Below are 25,828 nucleotides of genomic sequence, written 5' to 3'. Positions count from 1 at the left end.
AATAATTATTTTAATGATACTGGGAAAAATGCTCCAAAAATCATTGCCCCCAGAATTGCTCCACCAGCTATAGGCTTCTTCCATAAGTAAAAGATAACCGCTCCTATGACAGAACCAATTCCAATAGGAATCGAGGCTGTAGTAGCACTGATAATAATTAATGGTCCTAGAAAACGTCCCGATGAATTACCAGCACCCATCATAACGTCAGCTCCAAATGTAGCGTTTGATTGATTAATGGTATATTTACGAACCAAAGTAATAATCCCACCAATTATTAATCCTAAAACTAACCCTGTTGTAATTGATAATGTGAAATTGGTGATAGGGGCCTTCCAACCAATACTTAATAAAATTGCAGGAATTCCAATACCAACACCGGTTAAAATTGAACCACCTAAATCTAAAATTCCCACTAATGAACCTTCCAGAATACGGGCAAATAGGAAACTTGCACCAAATGCGGCAGCCGCACCATACGATCCACCATCCATTCCAGCTTTTAACATTGCAACAATAGCCACTTCATTAAACGCTCCAACATTATAGACAAAATACATATGTGTACCAGCAAAAACCCCTGCCGACATTATTCCGACTAAAATTGGGAATGACCATTCAGAATACCAAAAACTTTTTTTATCTATTTCCATTGTTTTTTCTTCATCCATGATTTCCCCTCCTACTTGATATTGAATACATTATGCATATTAGTTATAAAACTTGGAACCTGAAGCTTGAAACTTTCAATCATCTGAATATCAAATCCTCTAAAGAATGCACTTAAAACAAACAGTACAATAACCGCTCCAAACATAACTTTAGTAATACGTACCCAGCCAAGTTCATCAACACCTTTACCGATTAGAATACCTAAAACAACTCCTGGAACTGCATTTCCCATAATCATTGCTGAGAGACCACCGAAAATTGTTGCCCATAGTCCTGAACGTCTACCAGCGTCAATTGCAGATAACCAAAATATGATAGGCATCACAATATTAATAAGTAACTCTGCAGCTGGAACAAGAACCTTTACAGCAGTAACTTGAAGTGACTTAGGAATAGCTGAAGCGGTCGTATTTAAGAAGGAAACTACGATAATACCAATAATGGCACCGGCAATTGCCATCTTCTTAGGATTATGAACTGTATTTTCAACTTTTTTATCTTTTAATAATAAGACCGATGCAGCCCAGTTTGGTATTACACGATGAGTAACATCTTGTGTAAATGCACCCGCACCAACTGTTGATGCCCAAGCATTAAAGAAAAAACCTAATCCAAAAGAAAAATGAGATGCTGGATCACCTTCACACGCGTTCATTTCACCCAAAGTTCTAAAGGCTCCAAGTGCTTGTACCGTTGGTGCATTAAACATTCTGGCGGCTCCCATTCCTGCCGCAAATCCAACTAGTCCACCAATTAAAATTGATTTCAATAAAATGACAAGTATTGTCATGTCTAACTCCCCTTACTACTTCTCAATGAATTCAGTCCTGGTAACCTAACACCATTGGGATCTTTTATTTGTTTCTCAGTGAAGTCTATTTCTGATAAATCCATGTACTTGATTTCTATCTTTATACTCATTGAAACATTGTAAATACTTCTCTTCCTGGGTAGAAAAATAAAAAGAAAACGCTCTGTATATTCTTTACACTCTGCTTTATCAATCTCTATAGAAAGTGGCGTGATTTGTACTGTAATTTCATTTTTCTTTCTAACGATTTTAGATATTTTAGATAGACCATCTGCTACCGCTTCCTGCTTGTCTTGGCCCATTCCAGATACTTGAATTATTTCATTAGTTATTTTTTGAGAGTTATCCATTTTATTATCCTCAATTTCTACGAATGAACACGGTTATATGTTTCAACTAATTTGGTACCTAATTCTTCTTTATCCATAAATCCAAAGCCTAGTGCCTGAATGCCATCTTCAATTGCTGTTATTCCTTCTTGAACCGATCGCATACTATGGCGTTCTGAATATCCATATTTGTTCTTCGCAGTAATTGCTCCTGCGCCACCACTTCCACAAAACGAAATACCAATATCCGCATTACGCTTTTTCATTTCGTCTCCTAAGCGCATATCTGCTCCCATACCAGGAACAACATAAACTTCTCCTCCGGCATTTTCTACGCCCTTAGCAACTTTTTGACCTTTACCCATTCTGTCTGCAATAACAATTTTAACCATCTTTGTTTCCTCCTTATTTACGTGCAACTTCAAAATGCACTGCTAATATATATTTCTCTTGATCTTTTAAATTACCAATTTCATCAATAACTCTTCCTGCCAATTCAACACTATCATTTGGTAAGCCATCAAATACCGATACATCCACATCATCTAGTTGATTATTATCCTCTGATCTTTCAACCATTTCTGCTACATGATTTGCTAAGACTTCAGTCTGTGTTTCATCAGGAATAGAGTTAATTGTTTTCATTTGATTTAATGTAAACTCAAGAATTTCTCTAGTTTTCTTAGGATTAATACTGTCTTGAATTATCTTTTCAGCAGCAGTATTTAATTGAATAGTATTCATAGATGTCACACCGCCTTCATTATTTGTTTGATTTTACCAACTATCATTTTCATTTCTGTATCATGTACTGCACGAATATCAAATTCGATGATTCCCATATTTGCACGATATTCTCTAGTATAAATTGCCGGGCTATCCTTTTTTAATTCATCAATTAATTCCATAGCATCAATAGATGAATTATCGGAGACTGTCACACTAGCTCTATAAATATCACGACCAGCAGCGTCCTGAACAACTTTTGCATCAATTCCTTTAATGCTATTCAATTCCTTAACAAAAGGTGTCAATCTTTCTTTCATTGAATCACCATTTTCAGGACCGAACTTTAAGTAATCCTCAATAGCCTTTGTAAGGCCAAGAATATTATCTTTACCTATTTTCATTGCTCGGCCAATACCCTTAGATTGTAATCTTATCCAATCAATATAAGGCTTTTTGCCTAGTGTGAGACAGGATGATGGTCCTGAGAACGCTTTTGCACCACTATATATAACAACATCAGCATTCATATTTATGTACTTTTTAAGATTTTCCTCAGCCGCAGCATCAAGTATTAATGGCAAATTATGTTTGTGGGCCACCTCAATTGCCTCTTCAACACTCAACATACTTTTTTGAACAGCGTGATGACTTTTAACATAAAGTATTGCTGCCGTCTTGTCTGTAATCATCATTTCAATATGTTCTTTACTACACATATTGGCGTAACCAGCTTCAACTACTTTTCCACCACCTAGTTCAATCATTACTTCTTCAGGTGTTCCATAATCAACGTTTTGTCCCTTTGGAATAATGATTTCCCTATTTGTATATCTCTCATCGAATGGGTGATATACATGATGTAAACTACCTTTACCAATGATTGCCGCCACTGACTGTGCAATTGCTGCAGAAGCCGAGGCAAGAACAACTCCATCCTCCGATCCAATAACTTTTGCCAAGTGTTGCCCAGTTTTTAGAACTAAGTCACTTATTTCAAAGAAATTCTGTCCACCAAATTTTTGTGCTTCCAAGACATCATCTGAAACTTTAGAAACTCCTAAAATCGTCATTTTTCCACTGGCATTAACTACTTGTTTCAAATCATATTTATCATAGATATTTTCCATTAGAATTCCCCTTTTGTTTCATAAACATTTCCTGAGACGATAGCATAATGTGGAACTACAACTTTGTTTGCAATTTCTTTGTTGCCATTTGAGTCTGTTAATTCTTTTTCCCTATTCTCTACACTAAAAATTGTTAAATCACCATCGAATCCTTTTTTTAAAAATCCTTTATTCTTAAGATTGAAATTATTAGCCGGATTAATTGTAATCATCGGTATAATTTCTTCCATTGTGTAACCAAGATGAAGCATTTTATCTAGACACGTGGCCAAATTATAAACTGGGCCATTTTCTCTATTCCTGTGATATAGGTCACTACTTATAGATTTGGGAATTAATCCGATACTCTTGGCAACTCTAGCAACCTCAAAATTAAAGCTGTCTGTTCCATGACCCACATCAAAAATAATTCCTCTATTATATGACTCAATCGCAAATTGTTTGATTTCATGTAGATTCAAATTCATAATTCCATTTGGTTTACCGTTATAGCAATGCGTGATGATATCTCCTGGATTCAAGAGATTCATAATGTCACTTAGCTCTGGAGGATTGGTTCCAATGTGAACCATCAATGGAATATTATTATTCAGTTTTTGGATTTTCTTAGCTCTTATTAAGGGATGGATTCCACTTCCAGCAACAACTGACTTACTCATCCTGGCTTTAATGCCAACTACAAATTCTGGATACTTATCAATCATATTTTTAACTAAATTATTCTGAATACGGTCCATGTGTCCTAACTCATCTTGTGCAATAATCCCTGTTTTAGAAATATTACACATTGCATAAACATTTGTTTTTACTTTTTTAGTTAGTTCATAAAAATCAGCTAAATTATCAGCACCTGTAGAGCCTGCATCAACAATTGTTGTAACTCCAGCATCAACACCATCTAAATCTGGTTTGTCATAGTATAATGTTAATTTTTCGTAACAATGAACGTGGTCATCAATCCATCCAGAACTCAGATAATATTTTGATTCCAAGTTTAAAACTTTTTTTGCAATAACATCGCCGTCAATATGTGATTGAATATCAATAATTTTTCCTTGATCAATTAATACATCAACGGGACTACCAGAAATTGTTTTGCCATTCTTCACATATAAGTCAATCATTTCAAGTCCCCCTCGTTTATTTACAAATAGATAATAACATTATAACGTAATAATGTAAACGCTTACCTACAATTATTTTATATTTTAATCCACAAAAAAAAGAGTGTCTCAAGTAACGAAACACTCTCATTAATTCATCTATTATTCTCTAATTTTAAGAATTTCTGCATGATATGCTTCTGCATTTTTCTTAACTTGTGCAAAATCACCCTTAGCAGCCGGTCCAACCAAATTGCCACCTGCTCCAACTACAATAACACCTTTATCAAACCATTCTTTCATGTTCTCAAGAGATACGCCACCAGTAGGCATAATATTAACTTGTGGGAATGGTCCTTGGAGAGCAGAAACCATACCTTGTCCAACAACTGATCCTGGAAAGATCTTAACGATATCTGATCCATAGCTCAATGCATCTTGAACCTCACGAGGTGTCATACAACCTGGCATATATGGAATAGCATAGAGATTACATAGCTTAGCTACATCTTTTGAAAATGATGGACTAACTACGAACTTTGCACCTGCAATGATTGCTAAACGTGCTGTAGCTGGATCTAATACTGTACCTGCTCCAATGACTACATCCTTATCATCTTTATAGTCTTCGACTAAATCACCAATGATTTCATCCGCATGTGGTGCTGTAAAAGTTAATTCAATTGCCTTTACTCCACCTTCAATACAAGCTTTTGACGCTTTATAGGCTTCTTCTTTAGTTGCACCACGTACAACTGCGACAACACCTGATTTTTGAACATCTTTTAGTGTCTCTAATTTTTGTAACATTTAATTACCACCTCAATAAATTTTTAAACACTACTTATTCCATGTTACTATGTGCAGATTTTGCTGAACTATTCGAAGTATGGTCACGTCTACTTAATTTTAGGCAAAGTGTATCCAAAGTAATATGAACACTTTGATCAAATAATGTACTTAACAATTGAATAGACTTAACACCGTCTCCACCTTTAGTAGCACCAGGAACAACAATTGTTGAATCTCCCAATTGACCTAGTGGTGAATCAGCATTACTTGTCAGTGCAACAATTGCGACGCCATCTTCTTTTGCCTTTTGAGTTAATTCCAAGATGCTCGATGTTTTACCAGAACCAGAAACTGATACTAATACATCACCTGATTGTACTGAAGGTGTTATTGTTTCACCTATAACATATACAGTATATCCGATATGCATTAATCTCATTGCAAATCCCTTTGCCATTAATCCTGAGCGACCTGCACCAAGAACAAAAATACGTTTATCCTTTTGAATTAATTTTTCAGCACTATCTATTTGATCTTCATCAACCATATTCATAACTTCGTTGACTTCTTGCATAATTTGACTGATTAATGTCATTTTATTGCCTCCATGAATTGTTTAGCAGATTCTACCGGATTATCTGTCTTAACTATTTTACCACCAACAATAATCGTATTAGCAATTCCTTGAGCAGAAATAGCTTTAGCTTGTTTCAAGTCGATTCCACCAGCCACTGCAATTTTTTTAACCTCTGGGAAACTCTTCTTAAATTTATCTAAAGTATCTACTGCATCAAAAGAATCTTTAGAATCCTTTGAGTGATGTAGCCCATAAATGGCATTATCAAAGCTAGTAATATCTTTGATTTTATTATTATCTACTTCTAATAAATCAATCAACATTTCTTTATTATATTTTTCAGTTACATCATATACCTGTTTGATTGTATCTAAGGACGATCCAGCCATTACAGTTAATATATCGGCGTTTGATTCAAATCCCTTTTCAAATTCATAGGCACCCTCATCATTTGTCTTTAAATCATACAAAACTCTTGAATTATGTATATTAAACGGAGCATCCTTAAGGGCCAACAAACCATAGTCCTTAATTAAGGAAGTACCTAATTCAATAATATCAACTACTCCATCCAATTCATGCGTTAATTTGACCGCATCATCTAAAGTTACTCTGTCAATGGCCACTTGAAGCTTCATTATTATTCTTGAACTCCTTCTTTTGAATAAAATTCTTTCAATCCATCTTTATCTGGATATCCATCATTATCACCCAAAGTCTGAACTTGTAAAGCGCCAACTGCATTTCCACGAAGAACTGCAGATTTCATTGGTTGACCTTCAAGTAGTGCTGTAATAACTCCTAATGCAAATCCATCTCCGGCACCAACTGTGTCTACAACTTTGTCGACTTTGAACCCTTTAACTGTATAACTATCACCATCTTTTGTCTTAACATATGCACCTTCGGCACCTATTTTGACGACAACCGTCTTTGTACGTTCACCTTTAAGATAAAAGTCAGCAATCTTTTCTGGATCATCAGAACCCATCAAAATTTTACCTTCTTCAACACCTGGTAAAACAATATCTGCTGAAGCAGCTAATTCATTAATAGTACTAATCATTTTTTCTTTGCTACTCCATAATGATGGTCTCAAATTAGGATCAAAAGTAACTAAAATATTCTTTTCGACAATTCTCTTTAATAAAGTTCTGAATGTTTCTTCTGCAGTATCTGAAATTGCTGGGAAAATACCTGACATATGAGCAATTTTGACATCGTCTAAATTAACTTTATTAATGACATCACTTGTCAAATGTGATGCAGCTGATCCTTTACGATAATTGAATGTATCTGGGTCACCTTTTGTAACTAATTGTTTTAATTGATGACCAGTAAAATTATTGGGGTCTTTTGAAATATATTTAGTTCCAACTTTGTGTCCTAAAACAGTTTTAATAATATAGTCTCCAAATGGATCTGCTCCAACTTGAGAAATATATTCTACTGAATGTCCTAAACGTCGTACACCAATAGCAACATTTAATTCTGCTCCACCCATAATTTTATGAAAATTAATGGCATCTACTAGTGAAACGTCTGGATCTTTTGATGCAAAAGTAACTAATGGTTCACCGATTGTAATAACTTCACTCATAGTAAAACTCCTTTAAATTTATAAATATATTTTTGATTTATCCAAAGAAATAATAAACTAAAACTTCATTAATAATTGAGACTATCCACATAACAGGTACACCATATTTCAAGAAACTCTTTGATTGAACTTTCATATAATCTAGTCCCCAAATATTCCATGATTGGGTAATATCTGTAGAAACAGCCATCAATGTTGGTACATATAATAATGGAAGTAAAAATGCATCATTGAACAGTCCTGTACCCGATAAAACAGCAGCAGTGGCAGCTCCGGCACCCCAAACGTGAAGTGGTCCACGGAACAATGCTAGTGGTGCTAAAACACCTAAAGCAACTGCTAATATTAAATGATCATGTGGTAAAATTGCAGCAAATACTGGACGGAATCGTGCAGCATTTAATGAAGCAGCTCCACTAAACATTGTTAATGCCATTAAGAACATAATCAATCCGGAAATATCACTAATTGATTTTTGAACTGTTTCGTTAAGAAACTTGACAAATTCCTTATAATTTTTCATTTTTCCAGTTAATAACATAGCTAGTAATGTTGAAACTGTTAAAGCTGGAATTGCATCCCATTTGAATATCATATTCATTGCAACTGGAATAATAGGGATAATGAAAGCAATTTTAGGAACTTTATTACCATCTTCAACATTATCTGAACTTGCACCAATAATTTCCAAATTTTTCTCTGCTTGAGAAGAATCAATCTTTTTGCGATTTAAAATCAACAAAATAATAACTGCAGCAAGTTGAACAAGTGCTGCTATAACACCAAAGACAAGATATGAACCACCATATTGTGCTTTGGGGAAGAAAGCCTTAATTTGATTATATAAAACAACGTTAATATACATTGGAGCTCCAATTGATAAAGCAAATACTGATAATGCTAGATCTCTTGGTACACCAATAGATAAAAGAATTGGTAAAAGAATAACACCAATAGCTATTACGGATCCAACACCATATGCACTAACAAAAATAAAAGCTGTAACAATGATAACTAAAATTCCGGCTATTAATGGTTTCTTCTTACCGACCTTATTAGTCTGTTCAGATATTGCCGGAGCAATACCACTTTCAACTAAAACACGTCCAAACCAAGAACCAAATACAATGTAGATAATAGTTGGTCCATAATTAAGAGCCGGTTCTGCAAATACTTTTTGAATAGCTGTATCAAATGGAACCATACCAATTAATGCCCACAAAATGGCCATTACGAAAAATCCAACCATCAAGTTTCCGCCCTTTAATATGTAAAAAATAAAGGCGGCAAATGTAATTAATAATAATATTGCAATTATTGTAGAACTCATAAACTATGCACCTACCTCTTTTTGAAACAATTCAATTTGTTCTTTGATTTGTTCGTCAGTATCCATTGGATATTCAAGTGCAAAATAAACATCCTTTGGTAGATAAGTAAGAATATTCTTCCAGTCATAGATACCAACATTCAAATTATCAGAAGTTGATAATTCACCTTGATTATCTATAGTGTTCTTCAAGTGAATATAATGCGTATATGGTGCCAGTGCTTTAGCACTTTCAATTGCATCACCATGTGTAAATGCCCAATTTCCTAAATCATAAACATATCCAATTTCTGGCAAGCCAGCTTCATGTGCTGCTGACAAGAATTTAGTTAATGCTACAACCGTACCTGATACCTGTGTTTGATCATTTTCGACATTCATCTCAATTTTATCGATTGGAAATTGACTTAATGCTTCTTTTAAATCGCCAGTAAATTTACTGTAATTACCAATATTGAATTTAATTTTCTTAAGTCCTAAAATCTTACCTTCTTCAAAATATGTTTGTAACATTGGATTTAATGAACCATCATCTTCAAAAATAACATCCGGAACACTATAGTTAACAATTAGATTACGTTCCTTAGCCTTTTTAGCTGTTTCAGGCAATTCTTTATCCAAATCCTTGAAATATTCACGACGTACTTCAATGCCATCTACTCCAAGATTAGCAACACGATCTACCAAATCAACTTGACTAGCACCCTTTTTAACATCTTTTTCAAAAATCCATGTATTTAAAATTAAAGTCATTTTGTTACACCTCATTAATATTTATTTAAATCACGTACCCTATTTTTTAACTCCTCAAAACTTAAATCCTGAAACTTTATTCCATCATTATCAAAACTCTTCTTTTCAGCATTATTAAAATCTTGTGCCAAATAATATGCGGTTAGATAACTAATTAAATAATCCTTTGATTCCTTAATTAATTCTTTCTTATTGAGCCCCTTCTCATAATTAGAGCTAGCAAAGTTCAATGCAAATTTTTCTGAATCGATCTGTGTTCTCTCTGACATATGCTCATCTCCATATCATTCTATTTTTGTAACCCTTTACAAGACTTATGGTAAACGTTTTCCTAAATTAATTCAAGCATTTTTTAAAAAACATTAAAAAGGCTATTAAATCAACAAATGATTCATTATTATATGTCAAAAGTATCATATAAAAACGTTTTCCTAATTTTTTAGATAAATCTCAGTCTTAACTGGCATCTCAGTGTGATATAGTGGTAATAGTATTTTTAGGAATAGTGGTAAATTAAATAATGAAGAAGAAACAAAGTGCAAATATGAAAGATGTAGCTGCCTTATCTCAAGTATCAATTGCTACAGTCTCTCGATTTTTAAATAACGACCTGTCACGCATGTCTGAAGAAACTGCAAAAAGAGTTAAAGATGCCATAGATAAATTAAATTACGTACCTAATTCTGCCGCAAGACAAATGGTTACAAAATCAAGTAAAATGATTGCTGTGGTAGTTGCTAATATTGATGACTATTTTTCCACTGAATTATTCAAGGGCATTAGTTCTATTCTTGAAAGTACCGGATATATCGGTGTTCTCTTTGATACGGATACCAATCAAAAAAGAGAAATTCAATTAATGGACTCCGTTAATAGTCAAAGTTTTGATGGTTTAATATTTCAACCTTTAACTAGTGACATGAGCTTAATAGAAAATGAAATAAGACGGGAGATCCCAATAGTCATTGTTGACCGCGAAATCGAACTATCTCCCTGGCCACAAGTAATAACAAACAATTATGAGGCCGCACGAAACGCTATGTTGAAATTCCAAACTAAAGGATATAAACATGTAATTATTTTAAGTTCAGAAATCAACATAGCCTCCACTCGTCGTGAAAGATATCAAGGTATCAAATCGGTTGCTAATAATGTAGACGTAATTGAAATATCTGAAAAATCTCATAATCACAAAGACATTCATAAAGAAATTGTGTCTTTAATAAAAAAATCAGATGAAAAAACACTGATTTTTGCTATTAAGGAACGCTGGTTATTAGAATTTATTCCTGGCCTAATGACTGATGGGTATATTGATGATATGAATGTCACTGCTACCGGATTTTCTGACACTGACTTGGCACGTGCTATAGAACCTAAAGCTGAATTAATTGAGCAGAATCCATTTTTAATGGGAGCAAGTTCCGCTGAAGTTATGATGGACCTACTAAATGACGATGATGCAAAAAAAATCCCCTCAAAATTAATAATTCCGGCAAAATTAAAATAAAAAGCTATTTCAAAATGTATTGATTTCATTTTGAAATAGCTTTATTTTTTATAATTTGATAGTTGCTGCCAATTCTCCATTGCTTCTTTGGCCTGATTTAACACTCACTGATAATCCCTTGTCTGAACTATTTGTAATAACAACCATAGTTGTTATATCTTTCCCACTTTTTTTAATATCATCAAGGTTCATTAAAGCAATTTTTTGTCCAGCTTCTACTTCATCTCCAATTTTAACTAAGATATCAAAAGGTTTCCCCTTCAATTCAACGGTATCTATACCCATGTGTACTAAAATTTCAAGATCATCATGAGATGTAATTCCTAAACCATGTTTTGTATCTGCAATCATCGAAATTTTACCAGATACTGGAGCATAAACAGTTCCATCAGTTGGAACTATCCCATAACCGATTCCCATTATTCCCGTATTAAATACAGGATCATTAACATCTGACAAGTTTACAATTTTACCATCACTAACTGATAGTAATTCATTATTATTATGATGATTTTTTAAAAATCCAAACATTTATATCACTTCTTTATAAATAGAATTTAGTTTAATAGGTACCTCAGCAAAATTTTCTATTGATTGATCAGCTTTATTTTTCACATTAGATTTGGCATGTGAAATACAAAATGATACATCAGCTTTTTCAAACATAGGAGCATCATTTCCTGAATCTCCGACAACAATTACAGCTTTATTATATTTACTCTTCAAATAATTGACCGCCGTACCTTTGGAACTATTCTCTGCTGAAATTTCAATTCGTTGTTGTGTTCCACCTTCATATATTGACAGTTTAGGAAACATAGAATTCATTTCTTCAAAAATTTTATCAAAATTCTTTTTCCCTGGTCTAACGTTAATTTTATAAACGTTCATTCCCCTGACTCTCTCAAAGGGATCATCCAGTGTTATCAAATTCATTCCCCAAAGACGTTTAACATCTTTAGTTTTATAATTCCCTATCCTTTCAATTCCATCTAAAGCATCAAAAGTAATATTATTTTCATTTAAATAATTTAAAATTTGGCATAAGTCATCATGCTTTAGCGGATTATCAACTAATATTTCATTATTTTTCCCTCGTAAAAGAGAACCATTAAATGCAACATGAATATCAAAATGAATGTTATTTTCTTTCTCAAGATATTCTATTTCTTTCAAAGATCTCCCTGTGGCCACACCCATAATAAAATTCTTATTTAATTCATTAAATGCTTTTAAAGCATTCTCACTAATTGAATGCGAATTCATAACGAATGTACCATCTAGATCCGTAAGCAAAATTTTTTTATTTTCCATGATTTACTCACCTATTCCTAAAATATCTTGAATTTCCATTTTAAGAACATTAGCATGCCCACCATAAATGGATTGCATTTGCATTCCAGATTCATTAAATCCCATTGCTCCTAAATTATTAACAATAGTATTTTTATCAACTATAGACTTATCTTTAACATTAATTCTTAATCTCGTGATACAAGCATCAACATCAGAAATATTTTCAGAACCACCATGTGCTTTAATAAGCGCGACAGCTTGATCATGTGTGGATAGTTTCCCCTCAGGAATTGTAGATCCTTTCGCTTCATCCTTTAAAGTATGAACACCCATTTTCTTTCTTGTCTCATCTTTTCCATGCAATTTGATATCATCATCGTTATCTTCACGACCAGGAGTTTTAAAATTAAATTTTTTGATTGCAAATGTAAATACAACATAATACATTGCAAAACAGAATACTCCAACTATTGGCAGAATATACCATTTAGTTTTAGTTCCTTGTAATACCCCATAAATAATAAAATTAATTAATCCATGTCCTGTAGGAGTTAAGTATGCTGCTCCAAGTGCAGATGTAACAGCCATTGTTAATCCCGCTAAAACGGCGTGAATAACATAAAGCGCTGGTGCAACAAACAAAAATGTAAATTCGATTGGTTCTGTAACACCTGTCAAAAATGCTGTAGCAGCTGCTGCGAATAATAAACTTCCTACTTTTTTCTTATTTTCAGGTTTTGCGCATGTATACATTGCTAAAGCTGCTCCAGGAAGACCAAACATGTTATAAACAAATTTTCCAGAGCTAAAACGTGTAATCATTGGATTAATGGCTCCACCGTGTGCTAAAGATGCCATATATGCAGCGATAGTTCCTTGATATTGACGTCCACCAATTGTGAAAATTCCACCTAATTCTGTTGTTCTAACTGGCCAATTTAATCCATGATGTAAACCAAAAGGTAATAGTAGTCGTTCAATCACACCGTAAAGGAAGGTTCCAATTGTACCAGACTTTAGAATCACGATAGATAATGCTGCAATCCCTGTTTGTACTATTGGCCAAACAAAGAAGAATACAACAGCAGTCATTGCCATAACTGGCATAATCAAAATAGGTACTAATCTAGGTCCACTAAAGAAATCCAAAACAGTTGGTACATGCATTTTAATTGCATGCTTGTGGACAAAATAAACAATTACACCTGTTATAATTCCACCAAAAACATTGAGATCCATTGTTTGAATACCTAAAACAGTTGTCTGCATTTTATCAGCTAATGCCAATGCAGCCTTGGTTGGATCCATACCAGTCGTATCAACTAATCTTCCAGAAGTACTTAATAAAAAGTTCATCATATATTGAAGAGTTAAATAACCTAACAGTCCTGAAATTGCGGCCGATCCTTTCTCGTGTTTAGCCAGTCCGACGGCAACACCAACAGCGAAAATTACTGGTAAATTCTTAAATGCAGCCGAGCCCATTGTTGATAGAAATCCCATTACAAATTGGAATGTTCCATTCTGCATCCAAGGATACATTTTTACAGTATCTGCATTAGTAAATGCCGAACCCAATCCTTGTAAAATACCGGCAGCAGGCAAAACTGATACTGGCAGTAAAAAAGATCTACCAAACATCTCAAATCCTCTGATGAGATTATTTCTCTTTTTTCCCTCTTGAGCTTCCATAATTACATCCCCTTAACTTGTTGATTACAAGATAACACCAGATTAAGAAATAATTGCTTTTTACTTTTTTACTACTCATTAAGAAAATTTTACCTTTTTGAGTAAAAAATTACTTTTTTTCATAAGTGTAATTAATTATATATTCAAAGACCATATCAGCAGCCACATTCAACATCAGCCTTGACCTCATACGTTTTCTAGGAACAGGTGACTCGTAAACCAATAAATTGGCGTCACTTAATTTCATTACAGAACTTGCGTTAGTTCCTGTGATAGAAATAACCTTAGTTCCTTTAGACTTTGCCTCCAGCAAGTATTGGTTTACAATACCGTTTCCACCACCTAATGAAATAATTATTATTACATCTTTATCACTAGAAATGTCCGAAATATCTCTAATCGAATAAAGTTCTTCGTAATCATTGGACCAATAATTCAAAAGTTTTAATTTTCTGTTCAAATCATTTGATACACTGACGCTTGAACCACTACCAACACAAAATATTCTTCTAGCAGAATTTATATATGAAACAAAGGTGCTAATCTTCTTTTCACTCAGCATATCAATCGTCTTCTTAAAATCACTCTGCATTCTATCTACAATCTTGTCATAATTTTCAGTTTCAAGCTTTTCCTCCTTACTGTTCACAAATTGAGATACGTAAAACTTCAATTGGCTAAACGACTTAAACCCAAGCTTTTTGGATGCTCTAACTATAGTTGCGCTAGAAAGAAATAATTTACCTGAAATATCTTTTATTTTAAGTTGATCGGGTTTATTGGATGCAAGAATGAAATCTATAACTAATTGTTCATTAGCTGTAAGACCATCATACTTATCTGCTATTTGTTTATAAAAATCATTGTTCATCAATTCCATCCTCCTTTCAGGAGATTTTCATTAAATCATATACAAGCATACATTAATATATATATGTAATCGATTGCGAAAATGCTTTATTGTACAAAAAAAGCCGACATTTAGTCGACTAATTTAATCATATTCTATTTATTCTCTTACTTGTTCTCTTTTATAAAATTCTTCAAGTTCCACTTTATTAGGATATCCATCGTTATCGCCAGGAGTTTGAATTTGCAAAGCACCGATAGCATTTCCACGTAGAACAGCTGATCTCATGTTTTTACCATCCAATAGTGCTGTAATAACTCCTAGAGCAAAACCATCTCCAGCTCCAACTGTATCAACAATTTTATTAACTTCAAAACCATCAACAGTATAACTATCCCCATCCCTAGTTTTAACATACGCACCTTCGGAACCAATTTTAACAATTACCGTCTTAGTTCTTTTACCTTTTAAATAATAGTCAGCAATAACCTCAGGATCATCAGATCCGACTAGAATTTTCCCTTCATTGATTCCAGGAAGAACTATGTCCGCAGATGATGCCATCTTATTAATGGTACTAATCATCTTTTTATCACTACTCCATAATGATGGTCTTAAATTAGGATCAAAGGTGATCATTATGCCATTATCAACTAATCTATTCATCAACACCTCAAATGTTTCTTCAGCAATATCTGAAATTGCAGGGAAAATACCTGACATGTGTGCTATTTTAACATCATTCAAATCAACTCTATTAATTATTGTACTAGTTAAATGTGCGGAAGCTGACCCTTTTCGGTAGTTGAAAGTTGCAGGATCCCCCTTTGTAACCAATTGTTTTAATTGATGGCCAGTAAAATTATTTTCATCCTTTGAAATATACTTTGTACCAACATCATGACTTAAAATAGTCTTAATAATATAGTCACCAAACGGATCTTGACCGACTTGTGAAATATACTCCACCGAATGTCCTAATCGACGTACTCCAATAGCCACATTTAATTCAGCACCACCCATTAATTTTTGAAAATTGACGGCATCGATTAAAGGAACATCCGAATCTTTGGAAGCAAAAATAACCAGTGGTTCACCAATTGTAATAACTTCACTCATTTTTAAGATTCCTCCAACGTTTTAACTATATTCATTTGTGATTTTATTTGTTCATCCGTATCTATTGGATATTCAAGAGCCAAATCCACATTATTCGGCAAATATGTAAGTACTTTTTTCCAATCAAAGATTCCATTATTTAAATCAGCCGAAGTTGACAATGATCCATTTGAACTTACAATGTTTTTCAAATGAATGTATCTGGTATACGTCGCTAATGCCTTTGCACTATCAACAGCATCCTGTTCTGTAAAAGCCCAATTTCCAAGATCATACACATATCCAATATCTATGTTATTTTCTTTTACAGCTTTTAAAAAAGTTAGTAACGACGAAACAGATCCAGAAATCTGTGTTTGATCATTTTCAACATTCATTTCTATTTTATCAATCGGAAGTTCACCTAAGACTTTTTTCAGATTACCAGTAAATCTGTCAAAGTGTCCTATGTTGAACTTGATTTTTTTAATTCCCATTGTTTCTCCCTCTGAAAAGTACTGTGTAATCTTAGGATTTAGGGAACCATCTTCTTCAAAGATAACGTCTGGTACACTGTAATATAATTTTAATCCATCTTCATTTGCCCGTCTTGCTACATCTGATAACTCATTTTTGATATCCTTAAAATATTCTCGACGTACCTCGACGCCATAAGCACCCAACTTTGATGCACATTCTAATAAACTAACCTGACTAGTTCCATTTTCAACGTCTTTAGCAAAAATTAATGTATTCAATATTAATGACATTTTCCCACCTCATTATATTTATAAAATAAGATTGCCATTTATCTATAGATACAAATGACAATCTCTTTGATACATACTAAGAATTATTCAATAGAATAATCAATTATAAAACTACGTTCTTGATGGGGTTCTAACACACAGTTTCCTTCTTTATCCTTCAACTCAATCTCGTCACCATACTTATCTGAAACTCCATAAAATGGCTCGATGCAAAGAAATTTTGCCTTTGCATCATTTTGAGTCCACAAACATAATTGAGGAAAATCATTAAAACGTGCATTAATGGAATGATTACCATCTTTAGATTTAAGAGAAACTCCAGTTAATTTATTATCCTCAGTCATAACTATTAATCCATCTTTAAATAATTCATGACTTAATGGTAAATAATCCCCATTATAGCTATCCAAATTTAGAACTCTTCCTGTTCTTAAAGGAACTCCTGTTTTGAATGTGAATTCATGATATTTTAACTTTTTTACTTCAGGATAAAATGTTAAATAATAGTCTTCAAAATTATTATTATCAATATTACCTATTGGAACATTAAAAGCTGGATGTGTTCCAACAGCAAAACTCATAAATTTATCATTCAAATTCTTAACAGTGTCAATCATACGTAAGCGTCTACCAATAAGCTCAAACTTGATTGAGAACTCAAATTCGAATGGATAATATTTTATAGTTTCTTCATCACTTTTTAAAATAAAACGAATACTATTATCCGAAATTTGTTCAGCCTCATAGTTATGAAAGAAACCGACCCCATGTTGTGGCATCTCGTATCTCTTTCCGCCAACATAATAGTGATCGTTCATCGATCTCCCAATTGAAGGGAATAGGTTAGGAGCACGTTTCGCCCATACATCGGTATTACCATCCCAGATATAGTTGACACCGCTTTTCTTATCCACTAAGCTGGTGAGCTCTGCACCTAATTCATTAATCTCAGCTTTAAAAAATTCATTTTCGATGCTTTTCATTTTGTTATCCTCTTAGTTTTTAATTTAAACAGTCACGCTCTAAAGACTGTTGATAGGATAATGAATTTTTTCACCTTTTGAAAATCTTACAGACTCTTCAGCAACTTTACGTTTTAGTTCACTTGCAGCTTCCTCCGAGTACCAAGCCATATGAGGTGTAACAATCAAATTTTCATTTCTAAATAATTCATCATCTGATGGTACTGGCTCATTTTCCATACAATCTATTCCTGCACCAGCAATTTCACCATTGGTTAGTGCTTTATCTAAGTCATTCTCGTTAATAATTCCACCACGAGCAACATTAATAATGACTGCAGTATTTTTCATCTCTTTAAATGCTTCATAATTAAATAAATCAATATTGCCATCTGAAGGTATATGCAGGGAGATTGCATCTGAGGTTTTTATTAATTCTTCCAGATTCACATTATTAATAAAGCTGAATTCTTCAGATTTTTTAAAATGTGGATCATAACCTATGATGTGGAAGCCTAATGCATGCGCTTTTATAGCAAAATTACGACCAATTCTTCCTAATCCAATAACACCCACTGTTTGTTCGCTAAAACGATGAATTGGTATTGATTTTTGATAATCCCATTTATTATTTTTCGTATTATTGTTCATTAAAACAACTTTTCTCTTAAGACTTAGTAACAACGAAATAGCATGATCAGCGACTTCGTTCATACCATAATCAGGGACATTTCCAACTTGAATTCCATGCTTTGTTGCTTGCGGTAAATCGATTGTGTCGACACCAACACCATATCTAACAATATATTTTAAAGATGGAACTGCATCCATTACTTTTTTAGTTATTTTCGCGTATTGAACAATGAAAATTTCACCATCACTACATTGAGAAATTACTTCATCTTCAGTTTTCGCATTACATAGAGTGACTTCCATCCCTGCATCAGAAAAAACCTTTTTTTCTATATCAATACTATCGTGGTCACAATCAGTAATATATACTTTCATTATTTTATCCCCAATCCTTTATTATTTAACTAAATATCCACCATCAACAGGAATAATCGCCCCATTGATATAATTGGATGCATCCGATGCTAGCCAAACTACTGGACCTTTCATATCTTCCGGCTGGCCCCATGCCTTAGCAGGTATTCTATTTGTAATGGTTTCGTATCGAGGATTCTTGGGATCTAATAGCGCAGTATTCATTTCAGTTGCCATATAACCTGGAGCTAACGCATTAACATTGATTCCTTTGTCAGCCCATTCATTACATAATGCCTTTATTAATTGTGCAACTCCACCTTTGGAAGCCGCATACGCTGGAACAGTGTATCCGCCAAAGAATGAAAGCATGGATGCAATGTTAATTATTTTACCTTTGCCTTCTTGTTTAATAAATTGTTGTCCAGCTAACTTACAAAGTCCAAACACGGCTCTTAAATTAACATTAATAACAAAATCCCAATCTTCCATAGGAAATTCTTCGCTCTTATGTCTACGTTGAACCCCAGCACCATTAACCAAAATATCTAAATGACCACCTAACTTTTGTACAGCTTCTTCAAAGGCCTTGTCTCGATCAATATCATTACCCAAATCAGCTATTACTGCATGACATGTAAATCCATTTTGCGTAAATTTTTTTGCTACATCAACCGCCTTAGAATTAATATCTAAAATAGTAACTTCTGCTCCTGCTTCAAGTAACCCCTCTGCCATTCCATGACTTAGTCCCTGTGCAGCGCCTGTAACAATTGCTTTTTTCCCTGTTAAATCGTTCAAATTCATTTTATTTTCCTCCTAAATTTAAAGCATCTATATTTGTAACTTTTTTATGTGATTCTAAATATCTATTTAGTAATGCTAGAAGCACCATTGCCAGTACTACCATAACCAACATAATAATGAAGACTGAAACATACGACCCGGTATACTCATATATTTTGCTAGATCCGTAAGATCCAATGAAGACTGAAATAATTCCGTAACTGTTAATCACGCCAAAATTCAAAGCCATATTCTTAAGACCCCAAACAGTTTTAGTAAAATATGTCATTATAATTAATATCGATCCAAATGACATGCCACATAGTAAGCATCCCAAAGATAGTATTAAAACATTATTATTATATTCAGATAGCAGTAAAAGACCTATCGCAATGATGTACAGGAAATTTGAAAATAGCATTGTTTTGCTTCTTCCAAATTTGTCTAATATAAAACCACCTATTAGTCGCCCACCACCATTACCTAAACTAACTAAACCAACAATTACAGCTGCTAAAGTTGTTTCGATATTGTGCTGATCTGGCAAACTTTTTCCGATACCCAATATTCCTAATCCAACTCCACCTAACAAAACCATCCACATATAAAATAGATAGAAGACTGGATCATGTAACATATAATGAAAGTCTTTGTCCTCTATTGTTGCTGATGAGTCGACATTATCAACAGTGATTTTCACAATATGATCTTCAGGTGTTGGATTTTTTATGACAAACGAACTAAATACCACCAATCCAGTAAAAATAATGCCAATTGCTACAAACACAGGCCTCCACGGTAGAATAGAATAAATCTTAGTAATAATGGGGCCTAATATAAAAGCACCCATTCCGTAACTCATTAACAATGCTCCTTGAGCTTTTCCAACTTTATCTGGATACCAGGCAGTAATCGTGGGCAATATTCCATTATAAACAAATCCGATACCAAGACTAGTTACCACTCCATATAATGTATAAATAACTAATAAATCATATGGAGTGTTAGCCAATGCTGAACCAACAAAGCCAATAAATATGCAAGCTGCTCCAAGGTTAAAAACAACTTTAACAGAATATATTTTCAATAATCTTCCAGCAATTATATTACCAATGGTAAAGCTTATTATTGAGAGCACAAAAATCATAGAAAGTTCAGACGGTCTCCAATCAAATTCATTTTTCAAAGGAATCATTACTATGGTATATGCATATATCAATCCTAAGGAAAGTAGCAATATACATGCATCTAATAAAAGATATTTTCTTTTTCTCACTTATAATTCACCTCTTATTAAAGTTTAAAGTAAGCGCTTACTTTAAAATAAAAAAGAAAGTCATCTGACGAATTAAAAGTATCATACGTCAGATGACTTTGTCAATTTATTTTTTTATTAGTCTTTTAAAAGCTATTCGATTATTAGACATATGAACAAGCATTGCATCATGCGCTGACAGAGGATTTCGTTCCTCTATTGCCCGACATATCTCTCTATGTATTTTAACAGTGAATTTTTTTGCGTCCTCATCAGTATAATTCTTGTTAAATAGTGAAATAGAAGTATTGATAATAGGCAGAATATACGAATAGGCCATATTATCACTAGCCTTAGCAATCAGTGAATGAAACTTAATGTCTAACTCAACATGGTCATCATTACCAGCACTAAAAGATTGTTCTATTTCCTTCGACAATAAATTGATTTCGTTTATTTGTTCATCAGTAGCATGAATTGCCGCTAAAGATGCCACCTCCGGCTCCAATACATAACGCATATCATAAAAATCACTAATCATCTTTGTTTTATCCCGTATCATCGTCAAACCAAAAGGGTCGGTGGAACGTCCTTCTTTATCACTGACATAAGTCCCAGATCCCTGTCTTACTTCAAGAATATTTCTTGAAATAAGGATTCTTATAGCCTCCCTGAATGTGCTTCTACCAACATCAAGATCAGTCGATAGGATATATTCATTCGGAAGTTTTTCTCCAGGTTGAATGTTATTATTTTTTATATACTCAATAATTTTGTCCGTTGTCTGTTCTACTAGATTTTGAGCCATATTATATCTCCTGAATTCATCATACGTATTTATTAATAAATGATAGTATTTACGCATATTCATTTTATCATATTATAATAACATATGATGAATTCTTTAAAATAAAAAAAGCCGACCAAAAGGTCGACCAAAAAATCACTCACTACTCAAGTCAACATCATCACTAACATCAACCTTTTTCTCAATAAATCCTTCCGAATAGAACAAATCAGCAATCTGTTGTTGTTCTTTAACATACTTACTAGTCATAGCAGATATTCCATAAGTCCTACGTTCGACCATCTTCTTAACCACTGACTTAGATACTTTCAGCGACTTACTCATCATAGTGATCAATTCACTGTGATTATCGTTTGCCCAAGTCATATCTTCTTGCAAGTACTCAATCATGTATTTGGTGATTGTCTTATTATTCTTAGCAAAACTAGTAGTGGAAAGAATATAATCACGATTATTCGTAATACCTTCGCCATCAACTAAAAGCTTAGCATTTTGATTAATCTGTGCCTGTGATGTATAAGGATCCCAGGTTGCCCACGCGTCTACTTTACCTTTGGCAAAAGCAACACTAGCTGAGGACTGGTCCATATTCACCCAAGTTACATCATCAGCGCTAAGTCCTGCTTTCTTCAAGGCCTTTAGCAACATATACTGTGAGCTAGTTCCTTTGGTATACGCAACTTTTTTACCTTTCAAATCAGCAACTGAGCTGATGCTTGAGCTCTTACTTACTAATATTCCAGAGCCTTTAGCCTTAGAATATCCGGCAGCGACATAAGCTAGTTTAGTTCCAGCTGCTTGTGCTGAAACTGGCGGTGTATCACCGGTCCTAGCATAATCAACTGAACCAGAATTCAGAGCCTGCATCAAAGAACTACCATCAGAGAATTCTTTCCAAACTACTTTGTATCCTTTGGCCTTCATCTTTTTGGCAAACTCACCACGTTGCTTTGCAATATCAAACGGATCACCCTTTTGATATCCGATAGTAACGCTAGTTAATCCTGATGTACTTGCACCAGCATCTGTCTGTTTAAATCCATAAAAGGCGATACATGCCCAGAATATTAAAACAACGCTGATCAATAATTTTTTTAGACGTCTTTTATTTTTCATTAGGCACCAATACTTTCAGCTTCTTCTAATATTTGATTACGTAATTTAACTCGTAATACTTTACCAGTAGCGTTTCTAGGATAGTCATCTACGAAAATGACCTTAGTAGGTTGTTCAAAAACTGCCAAAGATTTCTTAGCATGATTCAAGATATCTTGTCTTGTATCCTCAAGTCTTTGATTATCTTGTCTGATAATAACTGCCGTAACGGCCTCACCGTATAATTCATCCGGAGTCCCAATCACCGCTACTTCCTTCACGCAATCTAATTGACTCAAGGCATTTTCAACGTGAGCTGGCGCAACTTTTTCGCCACCACGACTGATGATGTCTTTTTTACGTCCTTTAACGAATAGATATCCGTCCTCATCTAGATAACCAAGATCACCAGTTAAGAACCAATCTTTTCGGAAGGAATCTGGATGTGGTTCCATATAATCTTTAATAACGTGATCACCACGGACTGCGATCTCACCCACTTGGTTAGCTTCTTTGGTGAATTTATCATTGATCAAAATTCCCAATTCAGTTTTAAATGGTTTACCAGCTGAACCAACCTTGGGTGCATCGAAGGGATTGATCGTGCACTGACTTGCTGTTTCCGTCATGCCATAACCTTCAAGAATAATTGTGTGGAATCTATTTTGGAAAGAAGTCAATTTATCAAGTGGTAACGCAAATGATGAACAACGAACAAATCTCAACTTAATGTCATCAGCATATGCTTCATTGGCCTTCTTATTGATAAGTAAAATATTTACAATAGTTGGGACAACTGATACCCATGTAACACCATTTTCTCGGACTTGATTCCAGAATCTAGATGCACTGAATTTCTTCGTTATAACGATCCTCCCACCAGACAAGCGAGTTGATAACATCGAGACGGCTTGAGCATTGATGTGGAACATTGGCATAACGATCATAGTTGTATCTGCCTGCGTCATCTCGTGACTTTCGATATCGTGATCGACTGCATTCTTCAATAACTCATGAGTTATTCCCACACCTTTGGGCTTACCAGTTGTTCCAGAAGTATTCATGATCAATGCCAGATCATTCTCGGTAGGGATTTGGTCCATATGTCCGACAATATTCTGATCACGGATAATCGTCAAATGTAACGCCGTTACAAGACTGTCATCAACAATCGTTACTGCACGATTTTCAGTCACAGCTGTGGTCAAATCATCTTTGACAATTGCGGCTGCATATTGATGTTCTGTAAGTTCTTGTTGTAATTCAATAGCTGGAGTCGTATCAGAGATTGGGTGAACAACTGCTCCGACTTCCCAGATAGCTTGAACGATAACTGGATAGGCACCGTTATTTTCCAAACATACTAAAACCACGTCTCCGTGGCCAACACGTAAGTCCATCAGTGAATTTTTAATAATATCCACATCTGACTTGATCTCTTCACCGCTGAACCACAGTCCTCTACTTTCATCCTTAATAATTAAATTTTCACTATTCTTTTTCAATTGCTGGTTTAATTGATTGGTTATTTTTGACATTGAATTTACTCCTTTTGAGTTTTTGAGGTCTTCCGATTAATATTCCAAATGGTGGTACCTTGTAGCAGAACCAAGATATTAAGAATGCTCCACCTAAGACGAAAGCATAGCCTATTGGTAATAGCAGTAACATTACCCATGATGGTGCACTGAATAATGAAAGGATTCCGTAAAGTGTTAATACAGGAAGACTTTGAACTAGATATAGTCCAAATGATACTTTTGATAGACTCTTAATTACTTTGTCTATCCAAACTGGTAATCCGTGTTCTCTGGCGTGGGCATATTGTCGGCCGATCCAGAAAACAAAGACGATCATAACGACGTCATAAACAAAAATAAATGGTTGGTGAATTGATAAAGTTCCACTCATACTTAGTTTTAAAACATTTTGATCAAAGTAGAACAATCCAACTGTCCCCAGGGCCAAAATTCCTGTTGTCCATGCGATTGCCTCATGAAATTTCTCTATGAAAGCATCAACTTCTCCGTAATGAATGGCCACAAACGCTCCGGCGATAAAGTAGAATTGATATGTGAATATGTTCAATCCATAAGCGTTCAGTAGATATGGCCAGCCGGATCTATCAACACCGGGTAGAAAATACTTGATCCCGATGGTAATAAGAAGTTGCAATGTGGCACTGATTCCTAATATCGTAAGATGATGATTCTCAAATTTTTTAAACATTTTAATGATAAGTGGAAAAATCAAGTATAGTTGGAAAGTAACTACAATGTAGTACATGTAATACTCGTTACCATGCAACCATGCATACACCAGATGACTCCAATAGTCACTCCAGATAATGGCACTCCCGGCAAAGACTGTTGAAAATAACATAATGATCGCATTCCAACTTAGATATGGAATCCCAACGCTGGTATAGCGCTTCTTCCAAAATGTTAACCAATGATTATCACGATGGTAATAATTGAGGACTAAGACTAGTCCGGTCATAAACATGAATCCCATCCGTGTAAAGTGTAATGACAAATGTGTTGCTTCTAAAAATAATTTACTGAACGAACTATCTGACATGTTTGCTTTAAAGGCTGTTGTCGTATGATTAAGCAACACGCCTCCGATGAAAATAACTCTCATCAGATCAACCTCATGCAAATATCGTTTTTTCCTCTTCTCGGCCAAGAGCTCACCTCTGTTAACTAATTACATTTATTCGCTTTGTTAAAGCATATATAAGTTATAGCATCCCAGTAGGTAGAGGGTCTTGATGATTAACTAAGGTTAAAATATGAATTTCTTATATTCAATTTATAATTGCCGTTATTTGTAAATGGTAACTATTACTGTTTACAAACATTTCTCGGTAAGATATTATTTAATAGTAATAATT

Annotated in this window: 29 protein-coding genes; 1 reads left to right on the top strand and 28 read right to left on the bottom strand. The window is 34.2% G+C overall.

Translation table 11 applies throughout. The features are described 5' to 3' along the window. Positions 1 to 5 precede the first annotated feature (5 nt). From BTM29_RS04290 to BTM29_RS04225, 14 genes are all read right to left on the bottom strand, one after another. Positions 6 to 671, bottom strand: a complete 666-nt coding sequence (locus BTM29_RS04290; RefSeq protein WP_076614326.1) for a DUF4310 family protein — start codon at positions 669 to 671, stop codon at positions 6 to 8. A gap of 11 nt (positions 672 to 682) precedes the next feature. Further along, positions 683 to 1,462 carry a DUF4311 domain-containing protein gene (locus BTM29_RS04285; RefSeq protein WP_076614325.1) on the bottom strand — a complete coding sequence of 260 codons (780 nt, stop codon included), beginning with the start codon at positions 1,460 to 1,462 and terminating at the stop codon, positions 683 to 685. Between the two features lie 2 nt (positions 1,463 to 1,464). Beyond that, positions 1,465 to 1,833: a DUF4312 family protein gene (locus tag BTM29_RS04280; RefSeq protein WP_076614324.1), complete on the bottom strand. Its 369-nt coding sequence runs from the start codon at positions 1,831 to 1,833 to the stop codon at positions 1,465 to 1,467. Between the two features lie 17 nt (positions 1,834 to 1,850). Beyond that, positions 1,851 to 2,204, bottom strand: coding sequence for an SFCGS family glycine-rich protein (locus BTM29_RS04275; RefSeq protein WP_076614323.1), 354 nt, complete (start codon positions 2,202 to 2,204; stop codon positions 1,851 to 1,853). Between the two features lie 13 nt (positions 2,205 to 2,217). After that, positions 2,218 to 2,556, bottom strand: a complete 339-nt coding sequence (locus BTM29_RS04270; RefSeq protein WP_076614322.1) for a hypothetical protein — start codon at positions 2,554 to 2,556, stop codon at positions 2,218 to 2,220. A 5-nt stretch (positions 2,557 to 2,561) separates the two neighbouring features. After that, positions 2,562 to 3,668, bottom strand: a complete 1,107-nt coding sequence (locus tag BTM29_RS04265; RefSeq protein WP_076614321.1) for a DgaE family pyridoxal phosphate-dependent ammonia lyase — start codon at positions 3,666 to 3,668, stop codon at positions 2,562 to 2,564. Further along, on the bottom strand, positions 3,668 to 4,792 hold the full coding sequence (locus BTM29_RS04260) for an amidohydrolase/deacetylase family metallohydrolase (RefSeq protein WP_076614320.1): 1,125 nt from the start codon (positions 4,790 to 4,792) through the stop codon (positions 3,668 to 3,670). Before BTM29_RS04260 ends, BTM29_RS04265 begins: the two co-directional genes overlap by 1 nt. 141 nt (positions 4,793 to 4,933) lie before the next feature. Further along, positions 4,934 to 5,581 (bottom strand): bifunctional 4-hydroxy-2-oxoglutarate aldolase/2-dehydro-3-deoxy-phosphogluconate aldolase, encoded by a 648-nt coding sequence (locus BTM29_RS04255; RefSeq protein WP_076614319.1) that lies wholly within the window; start codon positions 5,579 to 5,581, stop codon positions 4,934 to 4,936. 34 nt (positions 5,582 to 5,615) lie between these two features. Then, positions 5,616 to 6,158: a 6-phospho-3-hexuloisomerase gene (hxlB, locus tag BTM29_RS04250; protein WP_076614318.1), complete on the bottom strand. Its 543-nt coding sequence runs from the start codon at positions 6,156 to 6,158 to the stop codon at positions 5,616 to 5,618. Further along, positions 6,155 to 6,778 carry an orotidine 5'-phosphate decarboxylase / HUMPS family protein gene (locus BTM29_RS04245; protein WP_076614317.1) on the bottom strand — a complete coding sequence of 208 codons (624 nt, stop codon included), beginning with the start codon at positions 6,776 to 6,778 and terminating at the stop codon, positions 6,155 to 6,157. The genes hxlB and BTM29_RS04245 overlap by 4 nt, the downstream gene beginning before the upstream one ends. A 2-nt stretch (positions 6,779 to 6,780) precedes the next feature. Continuing rightward, a complete protein-coding gene (locus tag BTM29_RS04240; RefSeq protein ID WP_076614316.1) occupies positions 6,781 to 7,740 on the bottom strand; it encodes a sugar kinase in 960 nt (319 codons plus the stop codon). 37 nt (positions 7,741 to 7,777) lie between these two features. Continuing rightward, a complete protein-coding gene (locus BTM29_RS04235; RefSeq protein WP_076614315.1) occupies positions 7,778 to 9,070 on the bottom strand; it encodes a transporter permease in 1,293 nt (430 codons plus the stop codon). Positions 9,071 to 9,073: 3 nt separating this feature from the next. Next, positions 9,074 to 9,823 (bottom strand): sugar phosphate isomerase/epimerase family protein, encoded by a 750-nt coding sequence (locus tag BTM29_RS04230; RefSeq protein WP_076614314.1) that lies wholly within the window; start codon positions 9,821 to 9,823, stop codon positions 9,074 to 9,076. Positions 9,824 to 9,837: 14 nt separating this feature from the next. Next, a complete protein-coding gene (locus BTM29_RS04225; protein WP_076614313.1) occupies positions 9,838 to 10,092 on the bottom strand; it encodes a hypothetical protein in 255 nt (84 codons plus the stop codon). 251 nt (positions 10,093 to 10,343) lie between these two features. On the opposite strand from BTM29_RS04225, the gene BTM29_RS04220 reads away from it, so the two are divergent. After that, positions 10,344 to 11,333, top strand: a complete 990-nt coding sequence (locus tag BTM29_RS04220) for a LacI family DNA-binding transcriptional regulator (protein ID WP_076614312.1) — start codon at positions 10,344 to 10,346, stop codon at positions 11,331 to 11,333. Between the two features lie 48 nt (positions 11,334 to 11,381). Here BTM29_RS04220 and BTM29_RS04215 read toward each other — a convergent pair whose 3' ends face one another. The 14 genes from BTM29_RS04215 to BTM29_RS04150 form a co-directional block, all read right to left on the bottom strand. Then, a complete protein-coding gene (locus tag BTM29_RS04215) occupies positions 11,382 to 11,864 on the bottom strand; it encodes a PTS sugar transporter subunit IIA (RefSeq protein WP_076614311.1) in 483 nt (160 codons plus the stop codon). Next, positions 11,865 to 12,647 carry an HAD-IIB family hydrolase gene (locus tag BTM29_RS04210; RefSeq protein ID WP_076614310.1) on the bottom strand — a complete coding sequence of 261 codons (783 nt, stop codon included), beginning with the start codon at positions 12,645 to 12,647 and terminating at the stop codon, positions 11,865 to 11,867. 3 nt (positions 12,648 to 12,650) lie between these two features. Beyond that, positions 12,651 to 14,321: a PTS transporter subunit EIIC gene (locus BTM29_RS04205; protein WP_076614309.1), complete on the bottom strand. Its 1,671-nt coding sequence runs from the start codon at positions 14,319 to 14,321 to the stop codon at positions 12,651 to 12,653. Between the two features lie 109 nt (positions 14,322 to 14,430). After that, the gene (locus BTM29_RS04200; protein ID WP_076614308.1) at positions 14,431 to 15,192 is read right to left on the bottom strand and encodes a MurR/RpiR family transcriptional regulator; all 762 of its coding nucleotides are present in this window, start codon (positions 15,190 to 15,192) and stop codon (positions 14,431 to 14,433) included. Positions 15,193 to 15,330: 138 nt separating this feature from the next. Then, the gene (locus BTM29_RS04195) at positions 15,331 to 16,290 is read right to left on the bottom strand and encodes a sugar kinase (protein ID WP_076614307.1); all 960 of its coding nucleotides are present in this window, start codon (positions 16,288 to 16,290) and stop codon (positions 15,331 to 15,333) included. Between the two features lie 2 nt (positions 16,291 to 16,292). After that, entirely contained in the window at positions 16,293 to 17,039 is a 747-nt protein-coding gene (locus tag BTM29_RS04190) for a sugar phosphate isomerase/epimerase family protein (protein WP_076614306.1), read from the bottom strand. 83 nt (positions 17,040 to 17,122) lie between these two features. Beyond that, complete coding sequence (locus BTM29_RS04185; RefSeq protein ID WP_076614305.1) at positions 17,123 to 18,022, bottom strand: aldose 1-epimerase family protein; 900 nt, start codon at positions 18,020 to 18,022, stop codon at positions 17,123 to 17,125. A 39-nt stretch (positions 18,023 to 18,061) separates the two neighbouring features. Continuing rightward, positions 18,062 to 19,009 (bottom strand): C-terminal binding protein, encoded by a 948-nt coding sequence (locus BTM29_RS04180; protein WP_076614304.1) that lies wholly within the window; start codon positions 19,007 to 19,009, stop codon positions 18,062 to 18,064. A 21-nt stretch (positions 19,010 to 19,030) separates the two neighbouring features. Next, entirely contained in the window at positions 19,031 to 19,795 is a 765-nt protein-coding gene (locus BTM29_RS04175) for an SDR family oxidoreductase (protein WP_076614303.1), read from the bottom strand. Position 19,796: 1 nt separating this feature from the next. Next, positions 19,797 to 21,050, bottom strand: coding sequence for an MFS transporter (locus tag BTM29_RS04170; RefSeq protein WP_076614302.1), 1,254 nt, complete (start codon positions 21,048 to 21,050; stop codon positions 19,797 to 19,799). Between the two features lie 106 nt (positions 21,051 to 21,156). Then, positions 21,157 to 21,837, bottom strand: coding sequence for a FadR/GntR family transcriptional regulator (locus BTM29_RS04165; RefSeq protein WP_076614301.1), 681 nt, complete (start codon positions 21,835 to 21,837; stop codon positions 21,157 to 21,159). A 135-nt stretch (positions 21,838 to 21,972) separates the two neighbouring features. Continuing rightward, positions 21,973 to 22,953: an aliphatic sulfonate ABC transporter substrate-binding protein gene (locus tag BTM29_RS04160; RefSeq protein WP_076614300.1), complete on the bottom strand. Its 981-nt coding sequence runs from the start codon at positions 22,951 to 22,953 to the stop codon at positions 21,973 to 21,975. Further along, on the bottom strand, positions 22,953 to 24,470 hold the full coding sequence (locus BTM29_RS04155) for an AMP-binding protein (RefSeq protein ID WP_076614299.1): 1,518 nt from the start codon (positions 24,468 to 24,470) through the stop codon (positions 22,953 to 22,955). Before BTM29_RS04155 ends, BTM29_RS04160 begins: the two co-directional genes overlap by 1 nt. Continuing rightward, complete coding sequence (locus tag BTM29_RS04150; RefSeq protein ID WP_225972243.1) at positions 24,424 to 25,593, bottom strand: acyltransferase family protein; 1,170 nt, start codon at positions 25,591 to 25,593, stop codon at positions 24,424 to 24,426. Before BTM29_RS04150 ends, BTM29_RS04155 begins: the two co-directional genes overlap by 47 nt. Positions 25,594 to 25,828 lie beyond the last annotated feature (235 nt).

It is taken from the genome of Companilactobacillus allii, from assembly GCF_001971585.1.
In the GTDB taxonomy this organism is placed as follows: domain Bacteria; phylum Bacillota; class Bacilli; order Lactobacillales; family Lactobacillaceae; genus Companilactobacillus; species Companilactobacillus allii.
This window is presented reverse-complemented; position numbering and strand designations above follow the sequence as displayed.